The sequence below is a fragment of the Corynebacterium marinum DSM 44953 genome (genome assembly GCF_000835165.1).
Lineage (GTDB): Bacteria > Actinomycetota > Actinomycetes > Mycobacteriales > Mycobacteriaceae > Corynebacterium > Corynebacterium marinum.
In genome coordinates, this window is the sequence record NZ_CP007790.1 from 1,310,116 (window position 1) to 1,333,212 (window position 23,097).

The 23,097-nt window shown below is 68.1% G+C and carries 24 protein-coding genes, 1 tRNA gene and 1 pseudogene; 13 read left to right on the forward strand and 13 right to left on the reverse strand.

Translation table 11 applies throughout. The features are described 5' to 3' along the window. Positions 1 to 36: 36 nt before the first annotated feature. From B840_RS06285 to B840_RS06300, 4 genes and pseudogenes are all read left to right on the forward strand, one after another. Positions 37 to 952, forward strand: a pseudogene (locus B840_RS06285) (aldo/keto reductase). A gap of 14 nt (positions 953 to 966) precedes the next feature. After that, entirely contained in the window at positions 967 to 2,007 is a 1,041-nt protein-coding gene (locus B840_RS06290) for an NHL repeat-containing protein (protein ID WP_229676645.1), read from the forward strand. A 2-nt stretch (positions 2,008 to 2,009) separates the two neighbouring features. After that, a complete protein-coding gene (locus B840_RS06295) occupies positions 2,010 to 3,128 on the forward strand; it encodes a quinone-dependent dihydroorotate dehydrogenase (protein WP_169745289.1) in 1,119 nt (372 codons plus the stop codon). A gap of 111 nt (positions 3,129 to 3,239) precedes the next feature. Further along, complete coding sequence (locus B840_RS06300; RefSeq protein WP_042621444.1) at positions 3,240 to 4,127, forward strand: IS5 family transposase; 888 nt, start codon at positions 3,240 to 3,242, stop codon at positions 4,125 to 4,127. Positions 4,128 to 4,204: 77 nt separating this feature from the next. Here B840_RS06300 and B840_RS06305 read toward each other — a convergent pair whose 3' ends face one another. Further along, positions 4,205 to 4,603 (reverse strand): hypothetical protein, encoded by a 399-nt coding sequence (locus tag B840_RS06305; protein WP_042621445.1) that lies wholly within the window; start codon positions 4,601 to 4,603, stop codon positions 4,205 to 4,207. Between the two features lie 12 nt (positions 4,604 to 4,615). Next, on the reverse strand, positions 4,616 to 5,155 hold the full coding sequence (locus tag B840_RS06310; RefSeq protein WP_042621446.1) for a YbhB/YbcL family Raf kinase inhibitor-like protein: 540 nt from the start codon (positions 5,153 to 5,155) through the stop codon (positions 4,616 to 4,618). A gap of 198 nt (positions 5,156 to 5,353) precedes the next feature. Between B840_RS06310 and B840_RS06315 the strand changes: the two genes are divergently transcribed. Then, a tRNA-Leu gene (locus B840_RS06315) sits at positions 5,354 to 5,439 on the forward strand. An 83-nt stretch (positions 5,440 to 5,522) separates the two neighbouring features. Here B840_RS06315 and B840_RS06320 read toward each other — a convergent pair. After that, complete coding sequence (locus B840_RS06320; RefSeq protein ID WP_042621447.1) at positions 5,523 to 5,942, reverse strand: cupin domain-containing protein; 420 nt, start codon at positions 5,940 to 5,942, stop codon at positions 5,523 to 5,525. A 160-nt stretch (positions 5,943 to 6,102) separates the two neighbouring features. Here B840_RS06320 and B840_RS06325 point away from each other — a divergent pair, with 160 nt between their 5' ends. Both B840_RS06325 and B840_RS06330 read left to right on the forward strand, forming a co-directional pair. Next, positions 6,103 to 6,747, forward strand: coding sequence for a TVP38/TMEM64 family protein (locus tag B840_RS06325; RefSeq protein ID WP_084603081.1), 645 nt, complete (start codon positions 6,103 to 6,105; stop codon positions 6,745 to 6,747). Positions 6,748 to 6,786: 39 nt separating this feature from the next. After that, on the forward strand, positions 6,787 to 7,365 hold the full coding sequence (locus B840_RS06330) for a hypothetical protein (RefSeq protein ID WP_042621449.1): 579 nt from the start codon (positions 6,787 to 6,789) through the stop codon (positions 7,363 to 7,365). On the opposite strand, the gene B840_RS06335 is transcribed toward B840_RS06330, so the two are convergent. From B840_RS06335 to B840_RS06345, 3 genes are read right to left on the reverse strand one after another with little or no spacing between them, the layout of a single operon-like run. Beyond that, complete coding sequence (locus B840_RS06335; RefSeq protein WP_042622569.1) at positions 7,362 to 8,549, reverse strand: SPFH domain-containing protein; 1,188 nt, start codon at positions 8,547 to 8,549, stop codon at positions 7,362 to 7,364. The genes B840_RS06330 and B840_RS06335 overlap by 4 nt on opposite strands. Before the next feature lie 12 nt (positions 8,550 to 8,561). Next, positions 8,562 to 8,990, reverse strand: coding sequence for an NfeD family protein (locus B840_RS06340; protein WP_156971858.1), 429 nt, complete (start codon positions 8,988 to 8,990; stop codon positions 8,562 to 8,564). Positions 8,991 to 9,013: 23 nt separating this feature from the next. Further along, on the reverse strand, positions 9,014 to 9,862 hold the full coding sequence (locus B840_RS06345; protein WP_042621450.1) for a DUF3097 domain-containing protein: 849 nt from the start codon (positions 9,860 to 9,862) through the stop codon (positions 9,014 to 9,016). A 33-nt stretch (positions 9,863 to 9,895) separates the two neighbouring features. Between B840_RS06345 and B840_RS06350 the strand changes: the two genes are divergently transcribed. After that, positions 9,896 to 10,633, forward strand: a complete 738-nt coding sequence (locus tag B840_RS06350; RefSeq protein ID WP_042621451.1) for a hypothetical protein — start codon at positions 9,896 to 9,898, stop codon at positions 10,631 to 10,633. On the opposite strand, the gene B840_RS06355 is transcribed toward B840_RS06350, so the two are convergent. From B840_RS06355 to B840_RS12865, 3 genes are all read right to left on the reverse strand, one after another. Further along, a complete protein-coding gene (locus tag B840_RS06355; protein WP_042621452.1) occupies positions 10,600 to 11,673 on the reverse strand; it encodes a ferrochelatase in 1,074 nt (357 codons plus the stop codon). The genes B840_RS06350 and B840_RS06355 overlap by 34 nt on opposite strands. Before the next feature lie 79 nt (positions 11,674 to 11,752). Then, on the reverse strand, positions 11,753 to 13,741 hold the full coding sequence (locus B840_RS06360) for a DIP1281 family NlpC/P60 protein (RefSeq protein ID WP_229676628.1): 1,989 nt from the start codon (positions 13,739 to 13,741) through the stop codon (positions 11,753 to 11,755). Positions 13,742 to 14,176: 435 nt separating this feature from the next. Further along, positions 14,177 to 14,692, reverse strand: a complete 516-nt coding sequence (locus B840_RS12865; protein WP_052491113.1) for an Rv1476 family membrane protein — start codon at positions 14,690 to 14,692, stop codon at positions 14,177 to 14,179. Positions 14,693 to 14,996: 304 nt separating this feature from the next. Between B840_RS12865 and acnA the strand changes: the two genes are divergently transcribed. The 3 genes from acnA to B840_RS06380 all read left to right on the forward strand — a co-directional run bounded on the left by acnA (position 14,997) and on the right by B840_RS06380 (position 19,235). Further along, positions 14,997 to 17,777: an aconitate hydratase AcnA gene (gene acnA / locus B840_RS06370; RefSeq protein ID WP_211255103.1), complete on the forward strand. Its 2,781-nt coding sequence runs from the start codon at positions 14,997 to 14,999 to the stop codon at positions 17,775 to 17,777. 117 nt (positions 17,778 to 17,894) lie between these two features. Continuing rightward, positions 17,895 to 18,461, forward strand: a complete 567-nt coding sequence (locus B840_RS06375) for a TetR/AcrR family transcriptional regulator (RefSeq protein WP_042621454.1) — start codon at positions 17,895 to 17,897, stop codon at positions 18,459 to 18,461. A 33-nt stretch (positions 18,462 to 18,494) separates the two neighbouring features. Further along, complete coding sequence (locus B840_RS06380; protein WP_042621455.1) at positions 18,495 to 19,235, forward strand: glutamine amidotransferase; 741 nt, start codon at positions 18,495 to 18,497, stop codon at positions 19,233 to 19,235. Here B840_RS06380 and B840_RS06385 read toward each other — a convergent pair. The 4 genes from B840_RS06385 to B840_RS06400 are packed head-to-tail and all read right to left on the reverse strand — an operon-like array spanning position 19,202 to position 21,356. Beyond that, positions 19,202 to 19,828, reverse strand: coding sequence for a DUF3267 domain-containing protein (locus tag B840_RS06385; protein ID WP_042621456.1), 627 nt, complete (start codon positions 19,826 to 19,828; stop codon positions 19,202 to 19,204). The two genes, B840_RS06380 and B840_RS06385, sit on opposite strands and share 34 nt — an antisense overlap. A 56-nt stretch (positions 19,829 to 19,884) precedes the next feature. Continuing rightward, on the reverse strand, positions 19,885 to 20,595 hold the full coding sequence (locus B840_RS06390) for an NAD(P)H-binding protein (protein WP_042621457.1): 711 nt from the start codon (positions 20,593 to 20,595) through the stop codon (positions 19,885 to 19,887). 21 nt (positions 20,596 to 20,616) lie between these two features. Next, complete coding sequence (locus B840_RS06395) at positions 20,617 to 21,120, reverse strand: DUF1990 domain-containing protein (RefSeq protein ID WP_042621458.1); 504 nt, start codon at positions 21,118 to 21,120, stop codon at positions 20,617 to 20,619. Continuing rightward, entirely contained in the window at positions 21,117 to 21,356 is a 240-nt protein-coding gene (locus tag B840_RS06400; RefSeq protein WP_042622573.1) for a PLD nuclease N-terminal domain-containing protein, read from the reverse strand. The genes B840_RS06395 and B840_RS06400 overlap by 4 nt, the downstream gene beginning before the upstream one ends. A gap of 86 nt (positions 21,357 to 21,442) precedes the next feature. Here B840_RS06400 and B840_RS06405 point away from each other — a divergent pair, with 86 nt between their 5' ends. Both B840_RS06405 and B840_RS06410 read left to right on the forward strand, forming a co-directional pair. Next, on the forward strand, positions 21,443 to 21,712 hold the full coding sequence (locus B840_RS06405) for an ACT domain-containing protein (protein ID WP_042621459.1): 270 nt from the start codon (positions 21,443 to 21,445) through the stop codon (positions 21,710 to 21,712). A gap of 14 nt (positions 21,713 to 21,726) precedes the next feature. Then, positions 21,727 to 23,094: a PFL family protein gene (locus tag B840_RS06410; RefSeq protein ID WP_042621460.1), complete on the forward strand. Its 1,368-nt coding sequence runs from the start codon at positions 21,727 to 21,729 to the stop codon at positions 23,092 to 23,094. Positions 23,095 to 23,097: the final 3 nt, after the last annotated feature.

Below are 23,097 nucleotides of genomic sequence, written 5' to 3' on the forward strand. Positions count from 1 at the left end.
ATTCACCCGGACCACCGTACTACTACTGTGGTGGGGGTGAAACAGCGATTGGTCGGCTTCAGCGGACTCCGGGTCTCCGACATCGGCCTGGGCACAGCCACGTGGGGCGAGTCCACCCAGCTGGCCGAAGCCCAGGTCATCCTGCGGGAGTACCTCGACGCCGGCGGCACCCTGATCGACTCCTCCCCCAGCTACGCGCAGGGCCGCGCCCAGCAGGTGCTGTCGGAGGTCCTCGCGGCCGCCGACGTGCCCCGCGAGCGCCTGGTCCTCTCCTCCTCCGCCGGGATCGCCCCGCGCTCGCCGGTGGGACGGCGGGTGGACTGTTCCCGCCGGGCCCTCATGCACCAGCTCGACGCGACGCTGCAGGCCCTGGGCACCGACCACCTCGACCTCTGGTCCGTCGCGTACTGGGACGAGCGGACCCCACCGGCGGAGGTCGCCGACACCATCGACTGGGCCATCCGGACCGGCCGGACCCGGTACGCCGGCGTGCGGGACTACGCGGGCTGGCAGCTGGCGGTGACCGCCGCGGGGCATTCCGCCCCCCGGATCGTCGCCACCCAGCATGAGTATTCCCTGCTCACCCGAGATCGAGGAGGAGCTCATCCCCGCCGCCCGCCACCTGGGGGTGGGTGTCATCGCCGCCGCGCCCCTGGCCCAGGGGGTCCTCACCGGCCGTTACCGCAGCACCCTCCCCCACGGAGTGCGCGCCGAGGTCCACGCCCGCCTCGGCGGCAAGGCGCACACCATCGTCGACGCCCTGACCACCGCCGCGGACGGCCTGGGCCTTCCCCCGGCCGTCGTCGCCCTAGCCTGGGCCAGGGACCGCGCCGGGGTGTCGTCCGCCGTGGTGGGAGCCGGCAGCTCCGCCCAGCTGCGGCAACTGCTGCAGGTCACCGACACCGTCCTGCCCAGGGCCATCGTCAAGGCATTGGACGACGTCTCCCGCTGATAGGCTCATGTTCCGTGAAAGCCGGACGACTGACAGCCCTGGCGGCATTGACCGCCTCGACCCTTCTCCTGGCGGCCTGCAGCGCCGAACCGGGCGACGAGGCGCCCGAGATGGGCGACGCCGTGGCGGAAGCCTCTCCCCCGGCCGCGGACCCCGCCGGCCGTGTCGTTGAACTGGCGGCCGGCTACTCCGCGGCCACCGACCTCGAGGCCGCCGGCGACACACTCGGCCTGCGCTCCGCGGGGACCCTCGCGCTGGGCACCGTCGACCAGTTCGAGTCCGGCGACGTCACAGAGGTGGCTGTCCCCGAGAACTGCGGCGACCTCACCGCGTCTGCGGACACCTTCGTCCTCGCCTGCCGCGAGGAGGTGCTGCTTGTCGACGCCGCTACGGGCGGCGTCGACAAGCGCAGCCTCGCCGGGACAGATGCCGCGCCGGCCCTCGGCGCCACGCTGACCTCCACCGGGGAGCTGGTCGTGGGCAACTCCGAATCCGACCAGGTCCTCGTCTTCGGGCAGGATTCGGAGGAGCCGCTCGAGACGATCACCGTCGCGGGCAACACCAGCCAGCTCATCTCTGTGCCGCGCGGAGACGGGGACGACGCCGTCGTGCGCACCAACCACGCCAACACCACCATCCAGGACATCCACTGGCGCGACGGCGAGCAGGGCGGCACGCTGCGCGTGGGTCTCGGCGTCGGGCGGATCGCCGCCGGCGAGAACGGCCTGGTGATCGTCTCCGACAACCTCGGCGACCAGCTGGCCATCTACACCGCCACCGACGTCATCCGCCTCCACCAGACCAGCCCCGTCGACGACAGCCCGTGGGGGGTCGACTGGGACGCCGGCCGCAACCTCGCCTGGATCGCCTCCACCGGAACAAACACTCTGGCCGGTTTCGACATCTCCTCCGGCACCCCCGAGCGGCGGGTTCTGCTCAATACCGTCGCCGACGCCCAGAACGTCGTCGTCCTCGAGGACGGCACCCTCGTCCTGGCCTCAGCCACCGGCGGGGGCCTGCAGGTCATCGACAACCCCGAACTCACCTCCCAGTAAGGATCACAGCCTTGACTCTGCGACACTCCGCCTACCAGCAGGCGCTCAAGCTCATGTTCACCCTCCCACCGGAGCGCATCCACGGAATCATCAGCGACGGCCTGGGCATCCTCCAGGCCGCAGGCCCCCTCAACCGGGCGATGGGCAAGATTACGCAGGTCCACGACCCCGCGCTCGCCCAGGAGGTCTTCGGACGCACCGTCCCACGCCCGCTGGGCCTGGCCGCCGGCTTCGACAAGAACGCCTCCGCCGCCGACACCTGGACCGCCCTCGGCTTCGGCTACGCGGAGCTCGGCACCGTCACCGCCTCACCGCAGGACGGCAACCCCACCCCCCGCCTGTTCCGCCTGCGTGCCGACAAGGCGATCCTCAACCGGATGGGCTTCAACAACGAGGGCGCCGCCGTCGCCGCCGAGAACCTCCGCCGCCGGAAGTCCGACGACGTCATCGGAATCAACATCGGCAAGACCAAGGTCGTCCCGGCCGAGGAGGCCGTCGATGACTACCGCCGCTCCGCCTCCCTCCTCGGCGACCTCGCGGACTTCCTCGTGGTCAACGTCTCCTCCCCCAACACCCCCGGCCTCCGGGACCTCCAGGCGGTGGAGACACTGCGCCCGATCCTCACGGCCGTCCAGGAGGCCACCTCCACCCCGGTCCTGGTGAAGATCGCCCCGGACCTCTCCGACGAGGACGTCGACGCAGTCGCCGACCTGGCACTCGAGCTGGGGCTGGCGGGCATCGTCGCGACCAACACGACCATCTCCCGCGCGGGCCTGAGCACCCCGGCCGCCGAGGTCGAGGCCATGGGCGCCGGCGGCATCTCCGGCCCGCCCGTCGCAGAGCGCTCCCTCGAGGTGCTCAAGCGCCTGCGCGCCAAGGTCGGCGACCGGCTTGTGCTCATCTCCGTCGGCGGCATCTCCACCCCCCAGCAGGCCTGGGAGCGCATCACCGCCGGAGCCACCCTCCTGCAGGGCTACACCGGCTTCATCTACGGCGGCCCGGACTGGATCCGCGACATCCACCGCGGCATCGCCCATCAGATCCAGCGCCACGGACTCAGCAACATCACCGAGGCAGTCGGTTCCGGCCTGGAGTGGCTGAACAACCCGTCACGGCCTTAGGTCGTGTTGCGAAAGTCCGGTGAGTGACACCGGCGTGTCTTAAACACAAGCGAGGGTTTCCCAGCGCACGGTGTTGGTGTCTAATCATCAACGCTTGCAAGGAAACCCTCGTTGCCTACTTTACCGCCCTCGGCCCGGCATGACCTCACCGACGCCGAATGGACCCTGCTCGCCACACTCCTGCCCGCCCCGTCATGCCGGGGCCGACCCCGCACCTGGGGCTTACGATCCCTGGTCAACGGCATCTTCTTCCGTATCCGTACCGGCTGCCCCTGGCGCGACGTCCCCGAACGCTACGGACCGTGGTGGCGGATCTACCACCTGTTCGTCCGGCTCAGGGCTGACGGGGTGTGGCAGGACGTGCATACCCGGTTGCTTGCCCAGGCCCAGCACACCGGAAAGCTCTCCTGGGAGGTCAGCGTCGATTCCACGACCACCCGCGGGCATGTCCACGCCGCAGGTGCGCGCAAGGACAGTGTCACCCGGCACTCGGGGGAGCCGGCCCATCATGGCTTCGGACGATCCCGGGGCGGGTGGTCAACGAAGATCCACGTCGGTACCGACGCGGACTGCGGGGTGATGTCGGTGGTGATCACCCCTGGTCAGGCAGGAGATGGGCCGCAGATGGTGCCGGTACTGGAGAAGATCCGGGTGCCGTCCACCGGGCGTGGTCGGCCGCGGAAACGACCCGAGCGGGTGCTGGCGGACAAGGCGTATTCTTCACGCGCCAACCGCAAGTATCTGAGATCGAGGGGCATCAAGGCCACGATTTCCCAGCCGAAGGATCAGGTCGCGAACCGTCGGCGCAGGGGATCGGCCGGTGGCCGACCCCCTGCTTTCGACACCGCAGCCTACCGGCGCCGCAACACCGTGGAACGGGGGATCAACCGGATCAAGCAGCACCGTGGGTGTGCCACCCGTTTCGACAAGTTAGCGGTGCACTTCGAGGCCACTGTTCAGGTAGCGGTGATCCGGTACTGGCTCAAGCGACTTTCGTAACACGACCTAGACGTGCCGCAGGGCGGCCCGCAGCATCTTCCTGCTGCGGGCCGCCCTGTTTATCCCCTGCGGCGGGGTCAGGCCTTGGGGATCAGCGCCCGGCGGATCACCAGGCCCGACAGGAACGCCGCCACCGCGTACATGGCCAGCCAGTACTGCGCCATCACGTAGATCCCCTCGTTCGGGAAAAAGCGCGTGAGAATCACCAGCGCCAACGCGATGATCAACGCGATGACCTGCGTACGGCTCGCCGCCTGATCCCGGCGGATAGTGGCAAAGGCGCCCAGAATCATCGCGGCCACGAGGATGGCCAGGAAACGCGGCGTCACCACGTACGGTGCCATCCATCCGTCCGAGAACACCGCGACCACAGCGAACACCAGCAGGGCAACGGCCAGCGCCATGAAGGCGCCGCCCACACGCAGTGCCAGCGGCACACGGAAAGTCGGCTCGGGGCCGGAGTTCTTTTGGCTCATGATCTTCAGAGACTACTTGTTCTCGTACCAGCCCCAGAGGATGGCACGGCCGAGAGCATGAAAATGCAGGTTGAAGCCCAACACTGTCGGCGAGGAATCCGGGTCGATGTCCAGTTTTTCGACATCCACAGCATGCACTGCGAACAGGTAGCGGTGCGGCGCATGGCCGGCGGGCGGGTTCGCACCGTAGTAGGTCCTCACCCCGGCGTCGTTGACCAGCGACACCACCCCCTCAATGCCCAGGTCCTCCCGCGAGCCCGCGCCGGTCGGCAGCTCGTCGACCGAAACGGGAATGTTGAACGCCGCCCAGTGCCAGTAACCCGACCCCGTCGGGGCGTCCGGGTCGAGGCAGGTCACCGCGAGGGACTTCGTGCCCTCGGGAAGGTCCGACCATGCGAGGTGCGGCGACACGTTCGCCGGTGCGCACTGCTCCTCCGCGCACTCGCCGCCGCTGTGCAGGTCTCGGGAGGTCAACGGAAAGGAAGGGAGATCCTTGAGTGGTGCGTAAGGATCCGGGCCGGGGAAGCGGGAATCATCCGCGTAGTTGCTCATGCCTTCCGTTGTACCCGAGGAAACGGGGCGGTGCCCCCGACTTTTCCGGACTTCCCCGCCAGGCGCCCGGAAAATGTCCGCCTTACAGCTCTGTAACTACCTTTGACCTGCCGATTTGTGCGTTTTAAGGGAGTAGGGCTACAGTAATGCAAGTGCCCAGCCGAGAGGGTGGCGCACAACAGAGTGAAAAATCACCCGGCCCGGGTGGCGGAATGGCAGACGCGCTAGCTTGAGGTGCTAGTGTCCTACTAACGGACGTGGGGGTTCAAGTCCCCCTCCGGGCACAGTTAAAATGTAGCGGCCCACACATAATGTGTGGGCCGCTACATTTCTATTCCCCCGGTTACCCGGGGTAGATTATCCGGCGCTACTCGTTCGGATCATTGTCCGCGTCGGCCTTCGTCTCGTGGTGGGTGCCCGGGAGATGGTCGGGGGCGGCGTAGATGGAGTAGAGCTTCACTGTCTCCTCCCCCTCGTTGATGAAGTTGTGCCACTTGCCCGCGGGCACGAAGATGGCGAAATCATCCTCCACCACCTGATCGACGTCGAGGTCGTCCTCGCTGTCTCCGATCATGATGCGGCCCTGCCCCGCCTCCAGGCGGAGGAACTGGTCGTGGTCGTCGTGGATCTCGGCGCCAATCTCGCCGCCGGCGGGGATGGCCATGACGGTCATCTGGAGAAACTTTCCGGTCCACAGGGTGTCACGGAACGCCTCATTCTGCGTGGTCACATTCTCGATGTCCAGCACGTAGGGGTTGGGGCCGTGGTCGGTGCGCAGATCTGCCATGGTGTCTCCTGACTTGTGGGGATTCTCTCCCGCCCCAGTCTATCGACGAGCCGGGCAGCCGGCCACGGGGCTGATCCGGGCCGGAGGCGTAGAATGACCCCTCGTGAAACGTGTCGGGCAGTTCGTGGTGGGTCTCATCCGCGACGGTGCGGGGGCCGTCATGGAGTGGTCCTGGCCGCGGCGTCTGACGGTGGCGGCCGCCCTCGCCGGATTTCTGGCGGTGACTCTGTTCGTGGAGGTGCCCTCGATCGAGACGCTGCGCGCGTGGGCGGCGGCGGCCGGGGATCCCTTCATCGTCCTTTTCTGGCTCGGTTATGTGACGATCACGCAGTTCCCCGTCCCCCGGACCATTCTCACCCTCGCCAGCGGGGTCATCTTCGGGCCGTGGCAGGGCATCCTCATCGCGTTGACCGCCACCACAGTGTCGGCCGCGCTGAGCCTGGTGGTCGTGCGCGGGCTCCTCGGCGAGTGGATGACACCCAGGCTGTCCCATCCGGCGGTCGCGGGCGTCAACACCCGGCTGGAGGAACGCGGCTGGCTGGCGGTCACCAGCCTGCGGATGATCGCGGGGGTGCCGTTCTCGGTCCTCAATTACGCCGCCGCGCTGACGAGCGTTCCGCTCGGCATGTTCACGCTGGCGACGCTCGTGGGGTCAGCCCCCGGCACGGTGGTCACGGTCGTGCTCGGCGATGCGCTGGCGGGCGACGTCGATCCTGTCGTCCTGGGTCTCACCGTATTCCTCGCCGTGGTGGGCCTGGCGGGACTCGCGGTGGACCAACTACTTCCAGTCAAGTCTGTGCCGTAGACTTAACGTAATACATCATCGTGCGAAGGAGTCTGTCAGGTGCTTGCGGTCCATGCCCGCTACCGAGGTAGAGAGGCGCGTCGCGCCCTGTTGGTCAAGCGTTCGGCGGAGGCCCTGTCCACCCTGGACGGGGTGGGCGAATTCCAGGTGCTGGGTGTCGAGGACATCTGCGCGGTGGTCGAATCCCCCGAGGCTCTGTGCGACACGGTCATGGCACTGCTCTCGGACGGCAGCTGGGCCATCGGCATCGGGATCGTGCCCGGCACCTCCGACGAGCAACTCACCCGGGACACGGCGTCCGGTTCGCTGCGGGGCGGCGCCCGCGCGGCCACGGTGAAGGTGGCTGCCCTGCCGAAGGGCACCTCGACACTCGCGGAGGACATCGCCGCCGTGTTCGCGCTGATGGGCCACGTGCTGGCCAAACGTACGACGGAGGGGCGGGAGGCCACGTCCCTGGTACGCTCGGGGCTGAATCAGAATGAGGCCGCCGAGGAACTGGGCATCTCCAAACAGGCGATGTCCCAGCGCCTGCAGGCGGCCGGGTGGCAGGCGGAGACGGCCGGCTGGCGGCTCGCGGTTAACCTGCTCACCCGTGCCGACGCCGGCCCCCGCGACTAGCTGATCTCCGGATCCCGCTGCTCTATCTCGAAGGAGGGGGCAGGGGCCGGGTCCTCGACCCGGGAGCGGACGGCTTTGATCTCGTGCGGCTCCGGGTCGACGGGCTTGTTCGCCACGGCGGTGGCGGCCGCGACGGCGGCGGCGATCTCCGGGTCCGAGGCGGTGGAGAACCAGTCCTCGGTGTCCTCCTCCCGCGCCATTTCCCGCGTCTCGTCGTCGACGTGCGAGGGCTCGTAACGGAAGGTCCCTTCGTCGTCCTTCTTGGCGAAGGTCTTGGCGAACTGCTCGAGGGAGTCGCCGAACTGGGACGGGATCATCCACATCGTGGAGGCCTCACCCCGGGCGAGTTCCGGCAGCTTCTCCAGGTACTGGTAGGCCAGCACCTCGGGTGTGAGCTTGGAGGCCTTGATGGCGGCATTGATCTTCTGGATGGCGCGGGCCTCGCCCTGGGCCTGCAGGTAACGCGCGGCGCGCTCGCCCTCCGCCCGGAGGATCATCCCCTGGCGCTCCGCCTCAGCGGAGAGGATGGCTGCGTGCTTCTCGCCCTCGGCGGAGAGGATGCGGGCCTGCTTCTCGCCCTCGGCGGTCTTGATGTCGGATTCCCGGCGGCCCTCGGCGGTGAGGATCGTGGCGCGCTTCTCGCGGTCCGCTTTCATCTGCATCTCCATGGACTGCTGGATGGACGCCGGCGGGTCGATGGCCTTGAGCTCCACGCGGCTGATGCGCAGACCCCACTTCGAGGTGGCGGCGTCGAGCTCGCCGCGCAGGCGGCGGTTGATGGTGTCGCGGGAAGTGAGCGTCTCCTCCAGGGTCATTCCGCCGACGACGTCGCGGAGCGTGGCCACGGAGATCTGCTCGACGCCCACGATGTAGTTGTCCACGCCGTAGATCGCCTTGGCGGGGTCGTTGATCTGGAAGGTCACCACGATATCGATGGCGACGGTCAGGTTGTCCTGTGTGATGACGGCCTGCGGCGGGAAGGACACGACCCGCTCGCGGGTGTCGATGCGGGCGCGGACCCGGTCGATGAAGGGCACGAGCAGGGTCAGCCCGCCGGAGACGGTGCGGGTGTAGCTGCCGAGGCGTTCGATGACGGCGGCCTCGCCCTGCGGGATCAGGGCGATGGATTTGATGACGACGAACGCCACGAAGGCGAGCGCCACCACCAAGAGGATCAGTCCGATGGTTTCCACGGGCTAGTGCTCCTTCCAGACGACGGCGGTCGCGCCGTCGATGTCGATGACGGTGACGCGCTCGCCCTCGGCGAACGTCGTGGCGGGATCCAGTGAACGGGCCGACCAGATGGAACCGTCGAGCCGCACCTGGCCGGCGTGGCCCTGGACCGGGGAAATCACCTCGGCGGTGGCGCCGACGAGGGCCCGGACGGAGGTGTCCAGGGTCTTCGGGGCCTGCAACCGGCGGCGCAGAATAGGCCGCAGGAAGACGAGCAGGCCGAAGGACGCGACGGCGAAGGCCACCACCGACGCCCACAGCGGGGCACCCGCCAGGGAGACGCCCGCCGCAGCGAGGGCGCCGCCGGCGAGCATGAGCAGCGTCATCTCCCCCACCGCCAGCTCGAGGCCGGCGAGGACGAGCGCTGCGATGAACCAGATGATTGCTCCCACGTGACCCAACGTACCAACGGGCGCTACATCAGGTCGGACTTCTTCAGTCCCGGTGTGGTGACGAAGTCGACGAGCCGCTCCACCGCGCCGATGAGGGTGGAGTCCAGGTCGCGGAAACTGGAGACGGAGGAGTAGACCCTGTTCCAACCCTCGCGGGGATCGGACCAGCCGAGCCGCCGGCACACACCGGTCTTCCAGTCCTCCCCGTAGGGCACCTCCGGCCACGCACGGATCCCCACGGCTGAAGGTTTGACGGCCGCCCAGACATCGATGAAGGGGTGCCCGGTGACCAACACGTGCTCACCGACGGACTGCGTCATGCGGGACTCCTTGGAGCCCTCGACGAGGTGGTCCGCGAGTACGCCCACCCGCCGGCCCGCGCCCGGCCCGAACTCCGCGAGGCGGGACTCGAGGTTGTCCAGCCCCTCGAGGTACTCGACCACGACCCCTTCCACCCGCAGGTCGTGGCCCCACACCTTCTCGACGATCGCGGCGTCGTGGACGCCCTCCACCCAGATGCGGGAGGGCGCGGCGACCTTAGCCTCTACGTTCTCCACGCGCCGCGAACCGGAGTTCGACTTGCGCGGGGCCTGCGGTTTCTTCGGGATGTGCCGGACGAGGGTCACGGGCTGCCCGTCCAGCAGGAACCCTCCGGACACCAGCTGGAACAGGCGTTTCACCCCGCGACGGTCCTCGAGCCGGACGAATTCTCCGTCGTAGGTCCGCTCCCAGCCCACCACCGCCCCCACGTAGTCTTCTCCGCGGACTTCGACCACCAGGCCGGGAGTGGCCTCGACCTTCGGGTACTCGCGGGGGCGGGAACGGGCGTGTCCGGCGAGGATGTCGCCGCGGTAGGGGTCACGGAAGCTCATGGCCGGCAATTCTATCGGCTACACTCCCCCGCCATGAACATCCGCGCCGAAGTCTGGTCCCCGCTGCAGAACACCGCCGTCTGGCTCGGAGCGTGGCTCCACGGCCTGGAGGCCACGGACAATCTCATCGACGCCCTCACCGACCTGGGTGGCGAAGGGCTCACCGGGGTGCTCCGCGACATCCGCCAGGTGGCCGGCGGAGTCCTGGCGGGAGAGGAGCCGGTGCTCCGCCTGGTGCTGTCGGGGCCGGGCGAGGCGCCCGCCCTGCGGGCGGGCAGCGCGGCGGCGGAGGCGGCGTCGAGAAGCGGGGCGGGCGCCCTCGTGCTCCGCGACGCCGACCCGCTCACCTCCCACATCCTCGTCCCCGACTCAGGCGGGAACTGGCAGTGGTTCGTGGAGGAGCAGCCGCTGCCGGCGCCCGCCTGGTTGAGCCCCGGGGAGGCCGACCAGCTGCTCACCCAGGCCACCAACGAGGCCGCCCGACTGGTGCAGGCCTCCGGGTACCGGTCGGATGCGCTGAACTCGCCGCGCCTGACGGTGGGCACCCTGGCGGATTTCTACGACACTCCGGGGTTGCCCTCCGCGGCGCCGGTCCGGGCCGCGAAGTTGTTCGCGCGGGCGGACCGCGTGGCGGCGATCGTCGAAACAGTCACCGGCCGGATGGGCGACCACCGCATCGACCCGGAGCTGCTGGCCCTGTGGCGGCACATCCGCGCCGCCCGGATGGCGGGTGTGGCCTACTCGGTGCGCGAGTTCGGGCGGCTGACCTGACAGCAGCCCGGGCGGCAGGCCGCTCCGTTGACCGTGCAGCCCTGGACGGTGACGTCGCCCAGGCCGGCGCGCGCGGAGTTGTTCACCAGCTCGTCCACGATGTCCACCACCATCCCGGCGAACTCCTGCTCCGGGCCCGCGGTGCGGGTGCGCTCGACGAGGACGTCGAGGTCCCGGGCGGCGTCGACAAGCTCGGTGTCCAGGTCCCAGATGACCTCCATGTGATCGGAGATGAAGCCGACGGGGCAGACGACCACGGCCGTGGTCCCCTGCTCCGCGAGAAGGGTGGTGTGGTCCACCACGTCGGGCTCCAGCCACGGGGTGCGCGGGTTTCCGGAGCGTGACTGCCACACGAGGTCGTAGTCGGACACGCCTGCGGCTTCGGCGATGAGGCGGGAGGCCTCCGCCACCTGACGCGAGTACAGGTGCGGGTCGGTCGGCCCGCCGGCCGCCTCGTCAGCGGCGGTGGGCACTGAATGGGCGGTGAAGAGGAGACGGGTGGCCTCCAGCCGCTCGGCGGGGATCTTCCCGTAGGCCTCGCGCACGAATTCGGCCATGAGACGGACGAAGGTCGGGTGGTCGTAGAACTGGCGCAGCTTGGTGAACTCGATCGGTTCGAGCCCCTTCTCCTCCAGCCGGGCGATCATCCGGCGGATGTCCTCGTGGTACTGGAGGCAGGCGGAGTAGCCTCCCCAGGCGGAGGTGGCGAAGACCAGTGCCCGCCGAACCCCGTCCGCCGCCATCTGCTCCGCGGTGTCCTCGCCGAAGGGGTGCCAGTTACGGTTGCCGAAGTACACCGGCAGATCCTTGCCCCGTGCCGCGAGCTCCTTCTCCAGGTTGCCGATGATCTCCCGGTTGAGCCGGTTGATCGGGCTCACCCCGTCGAAGTGGAAGTAGTGCTCGCCGACCTGCTCCAGGCGCTCACGCGGGATACCCCGGCCGCGGGTGACGTTCTCCAGAAAAGGAACAACCTCCTCGTTGCCTTCGGGGCCGCCGAAGGACAGTACGAGGAGGGCGTCGAAGCCATGTTCATCAGTCATGGGCCAAGAGTATCAACCCTCAGGTTGATGGGCCCGGTGACGGTATGTGGCGTAGGGCACCGCCGCGCGATCAGATCGATCAGATGAGGCGGACCGCGTGCGGGGTCATGCCCGACCAGCGGACCGGCGACTTCTTGACCACGGAACCGGAGTTCGGGGCCTCCAGCATCATGCCGTCACCCAGGTAGATCGCCACGTGGTGGCTACCGCCGGGGCCGTAGAAGATGAGGTCGCCGCGCTCCATCTGGCTGGGGTCGACCTTCGTGCCGTGGTTGTACTGGTAGCCGGTGTAGTGCGGCAGCGCGATGCCCGCGCCCGCGAAGGCGTAGAGGGTGAGGCCGGAGCAGTCGAAACCGATCTTGTTGAAGTCGCCGTGCGAGTCCGCCACTCCGCCGTCGCGGATGCCCCGGGTCGGGCCGCTGGCGTTGCCACCGCCCCAGGCATAAGGCATTCCGATCTGGGACTCCGCCCGGGCGATGACGGCTTCGATCTGGGCGCTGCGGTCGCCGATCGCGGCGACCTCCTCGGCCGCCTGCCCGGTGATCTCCTCGAGCGTGTCGACGACCGGCGCCGTCGTCACATCAGCGGATGCCGACGCGTCCTCGACATCCTCGGCCAGCGCGTCCGGGTTCTGGACGGCGGCGATATCCGCCGGTGCGGACTCTTCGTCCGCGACGGACGGGTACGGGTTGTCCAGCGTGGCGTGGTCCGGCTGCGACTGCGCGACGACAGCCGCGGCGGCCGCCACAGCGGCGGCGGTGGCCGCGTCGCGGAACAACTGTGCCTCAGCCTCCCGGCGTGCCGCCTCGGCGGCCTCCTGCTCGGCCCTCTCCTGCGCCTGCTCCCGGGCACGCACCTCCTCCGCCGCCTGGCGGGCAGCCTCGGCGGCGGCCTGAGCCTCCGCTTCCCGACGTTCGCGGTCCTGACGCTCGAGCTCAGCCTGAGCCTCCGCCTCGGCGGCGGCCTTCTGGCGCTCCTCGAGTTCGCGGGCGGCTTCCGCGGCCTTCGCCGCAGCGTCCTCTGCCGCCTGCCGTTCGGTGGCCTGGCGAGCCGCTTCCGCTTCCTGCGCCGCTGCCTCGGCCGCCTCGGCCGCCTCTTCCGCCGCCCGCCGGGCCGCGGATTCGCGTTCCTGCTGCTGCTCAACCTCGCGGGCGGCACTTTCGGCGGCGACCTCCGCCGCCTCCGCCTCAACGCCGGCGGCCTCGGATGCGGCCGCTTCCTCTTCGGCTACGCGGCGGGCGTCGTCGGCAGCCTCGGTGTCTGCTGCCGCCACGTCTTCGGCGGCCTTGCGGGCGGACTCAGCCGCCCGGTACTCCTGCGCATCCTGCTGGACGGCGTTGCCCGCGGCGATCTCGTCGCGCGCCGCGTCCAGCTGGCCCTGCGCGGCATCCCGCTCGGCGGCGAGGCGGTCGCGCTCCGCCGTGAGGACGCCGATCTGACCGTTGTTCCGTTCGATGGCCGCCCGTGCGTCCGTCTCCCGGGTGATCGCCCTGGCCTCGCGCTGCTCGGCGAGGTCGCGTGCCAGCCGGAGCTGGGATTCGCGGTTGGCCTGTTCAGTGCGCAGCTGGTCTAGCTCGTCGATCGCGGCGCGCTGCTTCTCTGCGTTGGTGCGCAGATAGGTCTGGCGGTCCAGCGAGTCGTTGGAGGCGTCCTCGCCGGCGAGGGTGGCCACCGCCGGCGGGGTCGTCGTCCGCCGGTAGGCCGCACGGGAGATCTCGTCGAGTCGCTGCTGAGCTTCCTCGATCTTGCCCTGCGTCTCGTCCAGCTCCGCCCGTGCCGCGAGGACGGCCTGCCTGGCCTGTTCCGCGGTGCCCTGCGCGTCGTGCAGATCGACCAGCGCCTTGTTGACCTCTTCGTGGAGCCCGCCGATCTCCAGCGCCAGACGGTCCATCTCGGACTGGGCGCGGGTGACGTCCCCCACCAGGCCGGTCGCCTCGGCCGCGGCGGTCCCGGTGGCCGCGGGAGTGGCTGTGCCGACTGCGGGAGTGAAGGTGGTCAGGGCCGCTGCGCAGAGCGCAGTGGCGAGAACCGTGCGTATACCTGCACGGTTGAAAGCGGTGGAAACCACGCGTCCTCCTCGCGAACCCGCCAGGTCAAGTGTGCGTACTTGACCAGGCAGTGTCGGGTCGATTGTCCATCGGTCAAGGCGCACGGGCGGGAGGGCCCCTCCGCACAATCAGGCGTTGCTATCCCCGCTCCGCGCGCGGCGTGCTTCCCCGCATGCCCGGACGATGACGGTTAGTGGAAGCGCCTGAAGTAACCGGGGACCCTCACCGGCCCGTGAGCCGATAGGAGCACCATAGAACACGAGACTGTTCCGTAACCCAACTTCCATCAATTCTTGACCGAGTAAAGGTTAGCTGCATGACTTTTCGGACATTGCTGACCTGCAGCGTCACGAAATCGTAACGTTAGTGTGATTATGGTCACACGTTGCACGCAGGGTCCGGGATTGCCGCCTCTCTGGGATGTAACAATCCCGACACAAAGAGGCCACCCTTGGTCAGGCCTGGACGCTTGACTCCGGAACGCGCCCCACACGCCGCCGCGCCGCGGCCACTGTGAAGGTGGAGGTGATCACGACGGCAAGCACGATGGCAATGGCAGTGAAGGGCCAGCCGACCGTTGCCGCGTTGACGTCGTCGACGAACTGGCGGGTGGCGCCGACCAGGTCGGCATTGCCGAAGTACGGGTACTGCGCCGCCTCCAGGTCCGCACGTGAGTGCACGTCGCTGACGGCGGCGCCGGAGAACGGGGCCCGGACGATGACCGTGTCCAGGTCCGTGCCCATCAGCAGCTCCTGCGCCACGTCGCGCATGTCCGGAGCGTGGGCCGGGGCACGCTCCAGGACCACGACCCCCAACGACCCGAAGTCGGTGGCCTCTGCGTGGGCGACGGCGTCGAGGAGTCCGGGTTCGAGCTCCGTCGACTTCCCGGCGGGCACGAATGCGCCGAATGCGACAGAGTCCTCACCCAGCTGGCGGGCAAGATCGTCCAGGTCGACGTCGGCGGGAATCATCGTGTGCGGACCACTTTCCTCGGGAATTGCTGCAGTACGGCGGCTCTCGAACGCTGCCGTTCATTGCCTGTCACTGTCGGTTATATCGGTCGCGGGTGTGGCGGGGGTGGTGGCGCGCCGCTCCGGCACCGCGGAATACCAAAAACAAAACGCCCGTACTGTTAGAATCGCAACGGTCGTTGGTACGAAACCCTAGTATGGGATAAGAACCACCGCGTTCTGCTGGGGTGCGGCTGCCTTGACCGGGGTAGATCGTCCGCAGTATCGAACATCTCAGTTCATTGAAGAGGAAATGGAGCTCCCTGTGACCGAAAGCAAGAACTCCTTCAACGCCAAGCGCACCCTCGAGGTCGGCGAGAAGTCTTACGACTACTACGCCCTCGACGCCGTGCCGGGCATGGAGAAGCTGCCGTACTCCCTGAAGGTTCTCGGCGAGAACCTGCTTCGCACCGAAGACGGCGCGAACATCACCACCGAGCACATCGAGGCAATCGCCAACTGGGATCCGAAGGCCCAGCCCTCCATCGAGATCCAGTTCACCCCGGCACGCGTCCTGATGCAGGACTTCACCGGTGTCCCCTGTGTCGTCGACCTGGCCACCATGCGCGAGGCCGTCAAGACCCTGGGCGGCAACCCGGACGAGGTCAACCCGCTGAACCCGGCAGAGATGGTCATCGACCACTCCGTCATCGTTGAGGCTTTCGGCACCTCCGACGCCCTCGAGAAGAACGTCGCCATCGAGTACCAGCGCAACGAGGAGCGTTACCAGTTCCTGCGCTGGGGCGCCGAGAACTTCTCCAACTTCCGCGTGGTTCCCCCGGGAACCGGCATCGTCCACCAGGTCAACATCGAGTACCTGTCCCGCGTTGTCTTCGACAACGACGGCGTCGCGTACCCGGACACCTGCATCGGCACCGACTCCCACACCACCATGGAGAACGGCCTGGGCATCCTGGGCTGGGGCGTCGGCGGCATTGAGGCCGAGGCTGCCATGCTGGGCCAGCCGGTCTCCATGCTCATCCCGCGCGTGGTCGGCTTCAAGCTGACCGGTGAGATCCCGGCCGGCGTCACCGCCACCGACGTGGTTCTGACCATCACCGAGATGCTGCGCAACCACGGCGTCGTCCAGAAGTTCGTCGAGTTCTACGGCAACGGCGTCAAGTCCGTCCCGCTGGCGAACCGCGCGACCATCGGCAACATGTCCCCCGAGTTCGGCTCCACCTGCGCGATCTTCCCGATCGACGAGGAGACCATCAAGTACCTCGAGCTCACCGGCCGCAGCGCGGAGGACGTCGCACGCGTCGAGGCCTACGCCAAGGCTCAGGGCATGTGGCTCCTCGAGGACGCTCCGGAGGCCGAGTACTCCGAGTACCTCGAGCTGGACCTGTCCACGGTCGTGCCGTCCATCGCCGGCCCGAAGCGCCCGCAGGACCGTATCCTGCTCACCGAGGCGAAGGAGCAGTTCCGCAAGGACCTGCCGACCTACGCTCCCGACGAGACCGCTGAGCCGGTCCGCGCCTCCAAGATCGAGGGCGACGACTACAACCAGTCCTTCGCCGGCAACGGCGAGTCCGCCGCCGCCAGCGCAGAGGGCCGCGCCTCGAAGCCGGTTATCGTCGAGTCCCCGCAGGGTGGCGAGTACACCCTCGACCACGGCATGGTGGCCATCGCCTCCATCACCTCCTGCACCAACACCTCGAACCCCTCCGTCCTGGTCGCGGCCGGCCTGCTGGCACGCAAGGCCAGCGAGCTGGGCCTGAAGTCCAAGCCGTGGGTCAAGACCATCTGCGCACCGGGCTCCCAGGTCGTCGACGGCTACTTCAAGCGCGCCGACCTCTGGAAGGACCTGGAGGCCATGGGCTTCTACCTCTCCGGCTTCGGCTGCACCTCCTGCATCGGCAACTCCGGTCCGCTCCCGGCGGAGGTCTCCTCCGCCATCAACGAGCACGACCTGGCCGCCACCGCAGTCCTCTCCGGCAACCGCAACTTCGAGGGTCGTATCTCCCCCGACGTCAAGATGAACTACCTGGCCTCCCCGCCGCTGGTCATCGCCTACGCCATCGCCGGCACCATGGACTTCGACTTCGAGAACGACGCTCTGGGCCAGGACCAGAACGGCAACGACGTCTTCCTCAAGGACATCTGGCCCTCCACCGAGGAGATCGAGTCCACCATCGAGGGCGCCATCTCCCGCGAGCTCTACGAGGCCGACTACGCCGACGTCTTCAAGGGCGACGAGCAGTGGCAGGCACTGGACATCCCGACGGGCAAGACCTTCGAGTGGGACGAGAACTCGACCTACATCCGTAAGGCACCGTACTTCGACGGCATGTCCCTCGAGACCTCCGAGGTCACCGACATCAAGGGCGCCCGCGTCCTGGCCAAGCTCGGTGACTCCGTGACCACGGACCACATCTCCCCGGCCTCCTCCATCAAGCCGGGCACCCCGGCGGCCCAGTACCTGGACGCCCACGGTGTCGAGCGCAAGGACTACAACTCCCTGGGCTCCCGCCGTGGCAACCATGAGGTCATGGTCCGCGGCACCTTCGCCAACATCCGTCTGGCCAACCAGCTGGTCGACGTCACCGGCGGCTACACCCGCGACTTCACCCAGGAGGGCGGCCCGCAGGCCTTCATCTACGACGCCGCGGAGAACTACCAGGCCGCCGGCACCCCGCTGGTCGTCCTGGGCGGCAAGGAGTACGGCACCGGTTCCTCCCGCGACTGGGCTGCGAAGGGCACCAACCTGCTCGGCGTGAAGGCTGTCATCACCGAGTCCTTCGAGCGTATCCACCGCTCGAACCTCATCGGTATGGGCGTCATTCCGCTGCAGTTCCCGGCCGGCGAGTCCCACGGTTCCCTGGGCCTGGACGGCACCGAGGTCTTCGACATCGAGGGCATCACCGCCCTGAACAACGGTGAGACCCCGAAGACCGTGCACGTCACCGCCACCAAGGAAGACGGTTCCACCGTGGAGTTCGACGCGCTGGTGCGCATCGACACCCCGGGTGAGGCCGACTACTACCGTAACGGTGGCATCCTGCAGTACGTCCTGCGCCAGATGATCGCTTCGGCCAACGCCTAAGCGCATCACCCAGCGCAGTGTGAACTGCCCTTGAGAGGGGGCTGCATCCCCGGTCAGGCGCCAGCCGCCGGGGAGGGCAGCCCCCTCTCCCCTTTTCAGGTGAACAGGAGATCCCCCATGCCCGTGGTCAGCGAGACCGAGCTCTCGCGCCGGCGCGCCGACATCCTCGAGGGCGCCAGGCGCTGCTTCGCCGAGCACGGCTACGAGGGGGCGACCGTACGGCGTCTCGAGAAGGCCACCGGCAAGTCCCGCGGGGCGATCTTCCACCACTTCAGCGACAAAGAGAACCTCTTCCTCACGCTGGCCCGCGAGGACGCCGCCCGCCAGGCGGAGCTGGTCGCCGAGGAGGGCCTCGTCGAGGTCATGCGGGACATCCTCCACCACCCGGAGCGCCACGACTGGTTGGCGACCCGCCTGGAGATCTCCAAGATGCTGCGTACCGACGCCCAGTTCCGGGCGAGATGGCACGAGCATCAGGAGGTGCTGGACCGGGCTGTGAGCGAGCGCCTCGCCCGCCTGGGCGCCGACGGCCGGATGCGTACCGACGTCACCCCGGACGTGCTGCACATCTACCTGGAGACCTTCCTCGACGGGCTGATCACCCGTCTGGCCTCCGGCGGCTCCACCAAGGGACTCGAGCAGGTGCTCGACCTGGTGGAGGGAACCGTGCGGCGTCGCTCATAGGTCCGCGGGATCAAACGTATAGACTCATCTCCCATGCCTAACTTCCTTCTCGTGTCTCTGCGTTCCGGCGAACTCGCCGACCAGATCTCCGCCGCAGAGCTGCATGACTTCCTCCGGGCGACCAACCTCGACCCTGCGGAGCTGACCCACGTCAACATCGCCGAGGTCAGCGTCGACGCCGGCGATCTCGAGGGCTACGACGGCATCATGGTCGGCGGCAGTTCCCTCAACATCACCACCCGCCGCTGGGACGACTGGCAGCTTCACGTCCATGCGGAGCTGGCGCGCCTCTGCGCATCCGGGGTCCCCGTGTTCCTGGTCTGTTACGGAGCCAGCTGGTTGACCCACCTCACCGGCGGGACGGTCGGGCCCACCTACGCGGAGGGGTCCGGACGGACGATCATCGAGCTCACCGAGGAAGGGCGCCGGGATCCGCTGTGCGTCGGCCTGCCCGACGCATTCACGTCGTTGACCGGCCACACCGAGAGCATCGAGAAACCCGGCCGCGACGTGGTCGTCCTGGCGACGGGACCCACCTGCCCGGTCCAGTTCCTCCGCTTCGGGGAGCAGGTGTGGGCCACCCAGTTCCACACCGACATGGACGCCGAAGCCATGCAGGACCGCATGGACTTCTACTACGACTACGGTTATTTCTCCCCCGACGATTACCACACGATCGTCGCTTCCCTCCCCTCGATCGACACGACGTGGGCCAACCGGCTGCTGGAGAATTTCGTCAATTACTGCGGGCGCCGGTCCGCGTCCGCGGCCTGAGGTTCTGTCGGGCCGTGGCCTCCGGCGGGAAGAAACACCCCGATCTCGGCGCCGTCATCCCGGATCAGTGCCTCCGGCGGCTGGCGCAGGGCGAGCGCAGCCTCGGCGTAATCCCCGCCTGATCCCGCGAAGTTGAGCGCGAGGAGCACGTAGAGGGTGAGACGGGCATCAGCGGGCGCCAGCAGGAAAGCGGCGAGCAGGAGCATTCCCCACGCCAGGCTCGGAGCCAGGGCGACGAAAGCGGTGCTGCCCCGGTTCAGATAAGCGGGGCTACCGGTGGTGAGGAAAGGGAACGCGAAGGCGTAGGAGGGGCGGATCCCCGTCCGCCAGCGCAGCGCCAGGCCGTGGGTGGCCTCATGCGCGGAAAAGTAGAACACTACGGCGAGGACGGTGACCGGGACGCTGACCCAGGGAGGCCACGCGGTTTCGAGCGGAAGATACAGCCCGAGGGCGGCCGCCACGGCCGCCACCGCCACCCCGAGGAAGACGGCGCGGACCCACCTGTTGAAAACGCGGTCCTCCTCCAGGTCGATAGAGAGGTGGTCTTCATAGCCGGTCGGGAGTCGGAGGGAGTTTTCCGGCGGTCTGCTCATGCTCTTCCCGTCTCAGGCGGTGGCCGCGGTCGCTACCCCGACTATACGTCGACAGCTCAGAGCCGGCTGATCGCCTCATCCCCCGCGCCGGCGCCGCCCTCGGCGTCGACGAAGGGGAGGATCTGCACGTCCGGCAGCTCGTCGCGGGCGGCGATTTCCGCCAGGACCTTCGCCACCAGCTCACGCGAAGTGGTCACCGAGCCGTCCTTCGGCGGGGCATTATCGACGACCGCCAGTCCCCCGGCCGGCTCCATCGTCAGGCGCCCCGGTGCCAGGATGAGGTAATCCAGGTCGGAGGAGAGCAGCCGGCGGTCGACGGTCTCCTTGGCGTCCGCGTACGGGTAGAAGGAGTCCTCCGGGTCCACCCCGTGATCCAGCGACCCGAGGTAGGACACCATGAGCAGGCGGGGCGCTGCGCCGCGCTCGGCCCGCAGCTGCTCGAGGGCGTCGATGCAGGCCAGCGCGCCGTCGCGGTCGATGGCGTACGTCGCGGTGGCGCCGCCCTTGCCGGCGTTGCCTGCGGTCCAGATCGCGGTGTCGACGTCCTGCAGCAGCGTCGCCCAGTCGGCGACGCTCAGGCTCGTCAGATCGCGGATGAGCGGAGTCGAACCGAGCGCCTCGATGTCGGGGGCCTGTTCCGGGTTGCGGATCAGCGAGGTGACGTCCAAACCGGCCGACACCAGGCGGGAGGTGACCAGCTGGGCCACCTTGCCGTGGCCGCCGATGATGAGGACTTTCCGGGCATTTTCTTCCTGTGCGTCAATCATGTCCCCACCCTACGGAAAGTTTCAGGGACGCATGCCCGCCACGTAGGCGCGGTTGGCCCGGCGCTGGACGGCGCGGGCCACGGGGCCGCCGAGTTTGGCCAGCCACCAGGAATGCCGGGAGAACGCGACGACCCGGCCGGTGACCGTGCCGTCCGGCGCGAGATCCACGAGGAAGGCCTCCTCCCCCAGCTCGACGTGCGAAGGAAGCGTCCCGTAGACCAGCGCCGTGCGGGTGGCGGTCTGCTCCTCCAGGAGCACGAGGCACGAGGACATCAGAGGGCCGATGTGCAGCCGAACCAACGGGCCGAAACGCTCCGCCCGCACCCTGGCGCGACGGTGCGCCTGCCAGGTGAGCACGCGCCTCCCGGCCTCCCGGAAACACTCCTCACCGTGGCCGAGGACCTCCTGGTGCTCGATGATCGTCCACCGGTTCAGGCCCAGTTCTTCCGGGGTGCGTCCGGCCGCGAGTTTCAGGGTGGCCAGCTGGAGGTGGGCGGGGTAGGTGAGGTGCCCTCTGTCGGTCACTTCCGGCCGAAGCTCCAGTACGCGGCCGGTCCGACGCCGTTGATGAGCTGGGCCACGGCCCAGGCCCACTTCGGTCCGCGCACCTTATCCGCCGGGCGGCGGTAGAGGTCTACCCACGCGGCGATTTTCGCGGACACCTCCGCGGCGACGCCGGCGACGACTCCCACCTTCGCCGGCAGGGGAAGGTCGGTGAATTTCTGCCTGGTCCTCGTGATGCTGGGATTTGCGCTCTTCATGAACGCCATTCTACCGGTCGATCTTTTCACCTGCGGCGGATCGCACCGCTGCACGCGGGGCCGCGGGCCGTCACTATCATGGGGGCATGTTTGCCATCATGACCGTCACCGGTGTGGACCACACCGGCATCATCGCCTCCGTCACCACCGCACTCGCCGAACTGGACATCAACATCCTCGATGTCTCCCAGACCATCATGGACAACTTCTTCACCATGATTCTCCGGGTGGAGTTCGACGAGAAGGTCAACGACATCACCCGTATCCAGCAGGCCATGGAGCCGGTGGAGGAATCCCAGAACCTGGTCATCCGGATCCAGTCCGAAGCCCTGTTCACCGCGGTCAACGAAATCTAGGCGGACCACCACACATGAGCTTTCAGCTGAACTCCCGCAACATCCTCGACACCATTGAGATGATCGAGAAGTACCGCCTCGACATCCGCACCGTCACCATGGGCATCTCCCTGCTCGACTGCTCCCGCACCACGATGGCGGAAACCTGCCGCGCCGTCTACGAACGCGTGGTCGTCCAGGCCACCCGGCTCGTCGAGGTGTGCGAGGGAATCGAGTCGGAGCTGGGCATACCGATCGTCAACAAGCGGATCTCGGTGACGCCCGTGTCGCTGATCACCGCCGGACTCGACGGCAATCCCGCCGACGTCGCCCGTGCCCTGGACAAGGCGGCGAAGGAGGTCGGCGTCAACTTCCTCGGCGGCTACTCCGCGCTCGTGGCCAAGGGCGGAACCACCGCGGAAAAGGCGTTGATCCGCTCCATTCCGGAGGCCTTGAGCGAGACGGACCTGGTCTGCGGGTCGGTCAACATCGCCACGTCCCGCGCCGGCATCAACATGAACGCCGCCGCCGAGATGGGCCGGGTCATCAAGGAAGCGGCGGAGCTGACGAAGGACCGCTCCGCCATCGCCTGCGCGAAGCTGGTCGTGTTCGCCAACTCAGTCGGCGACAACCCGTTCATGGCCGGCGCCTACCACGGTGTCGAGGAGCCCGACTGCGTCGTCTCCGTCGGCGTTTCCGGGCCGGGCGTCATCCACCGGGCGCTGGAGTCCCTGGAGGACACCGCCACCCTGGACCAGGTGGCGGAGGAGATCAAGAAGGCTGCGTTCAAGATCACCCGCGCGGGCCAGCTCGTCGGCGACCTGGCCTCCGAACGCCTGGGCGTCCCCTTCGGCATCGTCGACCTCTCACTGGCACCCACCGCCGAACAGGGCGACTCGGTCGCGCACATCCTCGAACGCATGGGGCTGGACCAGGTGGGCACCCACGGCACCACCGCGGCGCTCGCACTGCTCAACGACGCCGTGAAGAAGGGCGGCATGATGGCCTGTTCCCGCGTGGGCGGACTGTCCGGGTCCTTCATCCCCGTCTCCGAGGATAAGGGCATGATCGACGCGGTCCGCGCCGGATCCATCACCATCGACAAGCTGGAGGCCATGACCTCGATCTGTTCCGTCGGCTTCGACATGATCGCCATCCCCGGGGACACCACTGCGGAGACCATCGCCGGCATGATCGCCGACGAGGCGGCCATCGGTGTGATGAACCATAAAACGACGGCCGTGCGCGTCATCCCGGTTCCGGGGACCAAGCCCGGCGACGAAGTGAACTTCGGCGGCCTGCTCGGTTACGCCCCGGTGATCCCGCTCAACCAGGTCGGTAACTCAGGGTTCATCCGCCGCGGCGGGTTCATCCCGGCCCCTGTACACGGTCTCCGGAACTGATGC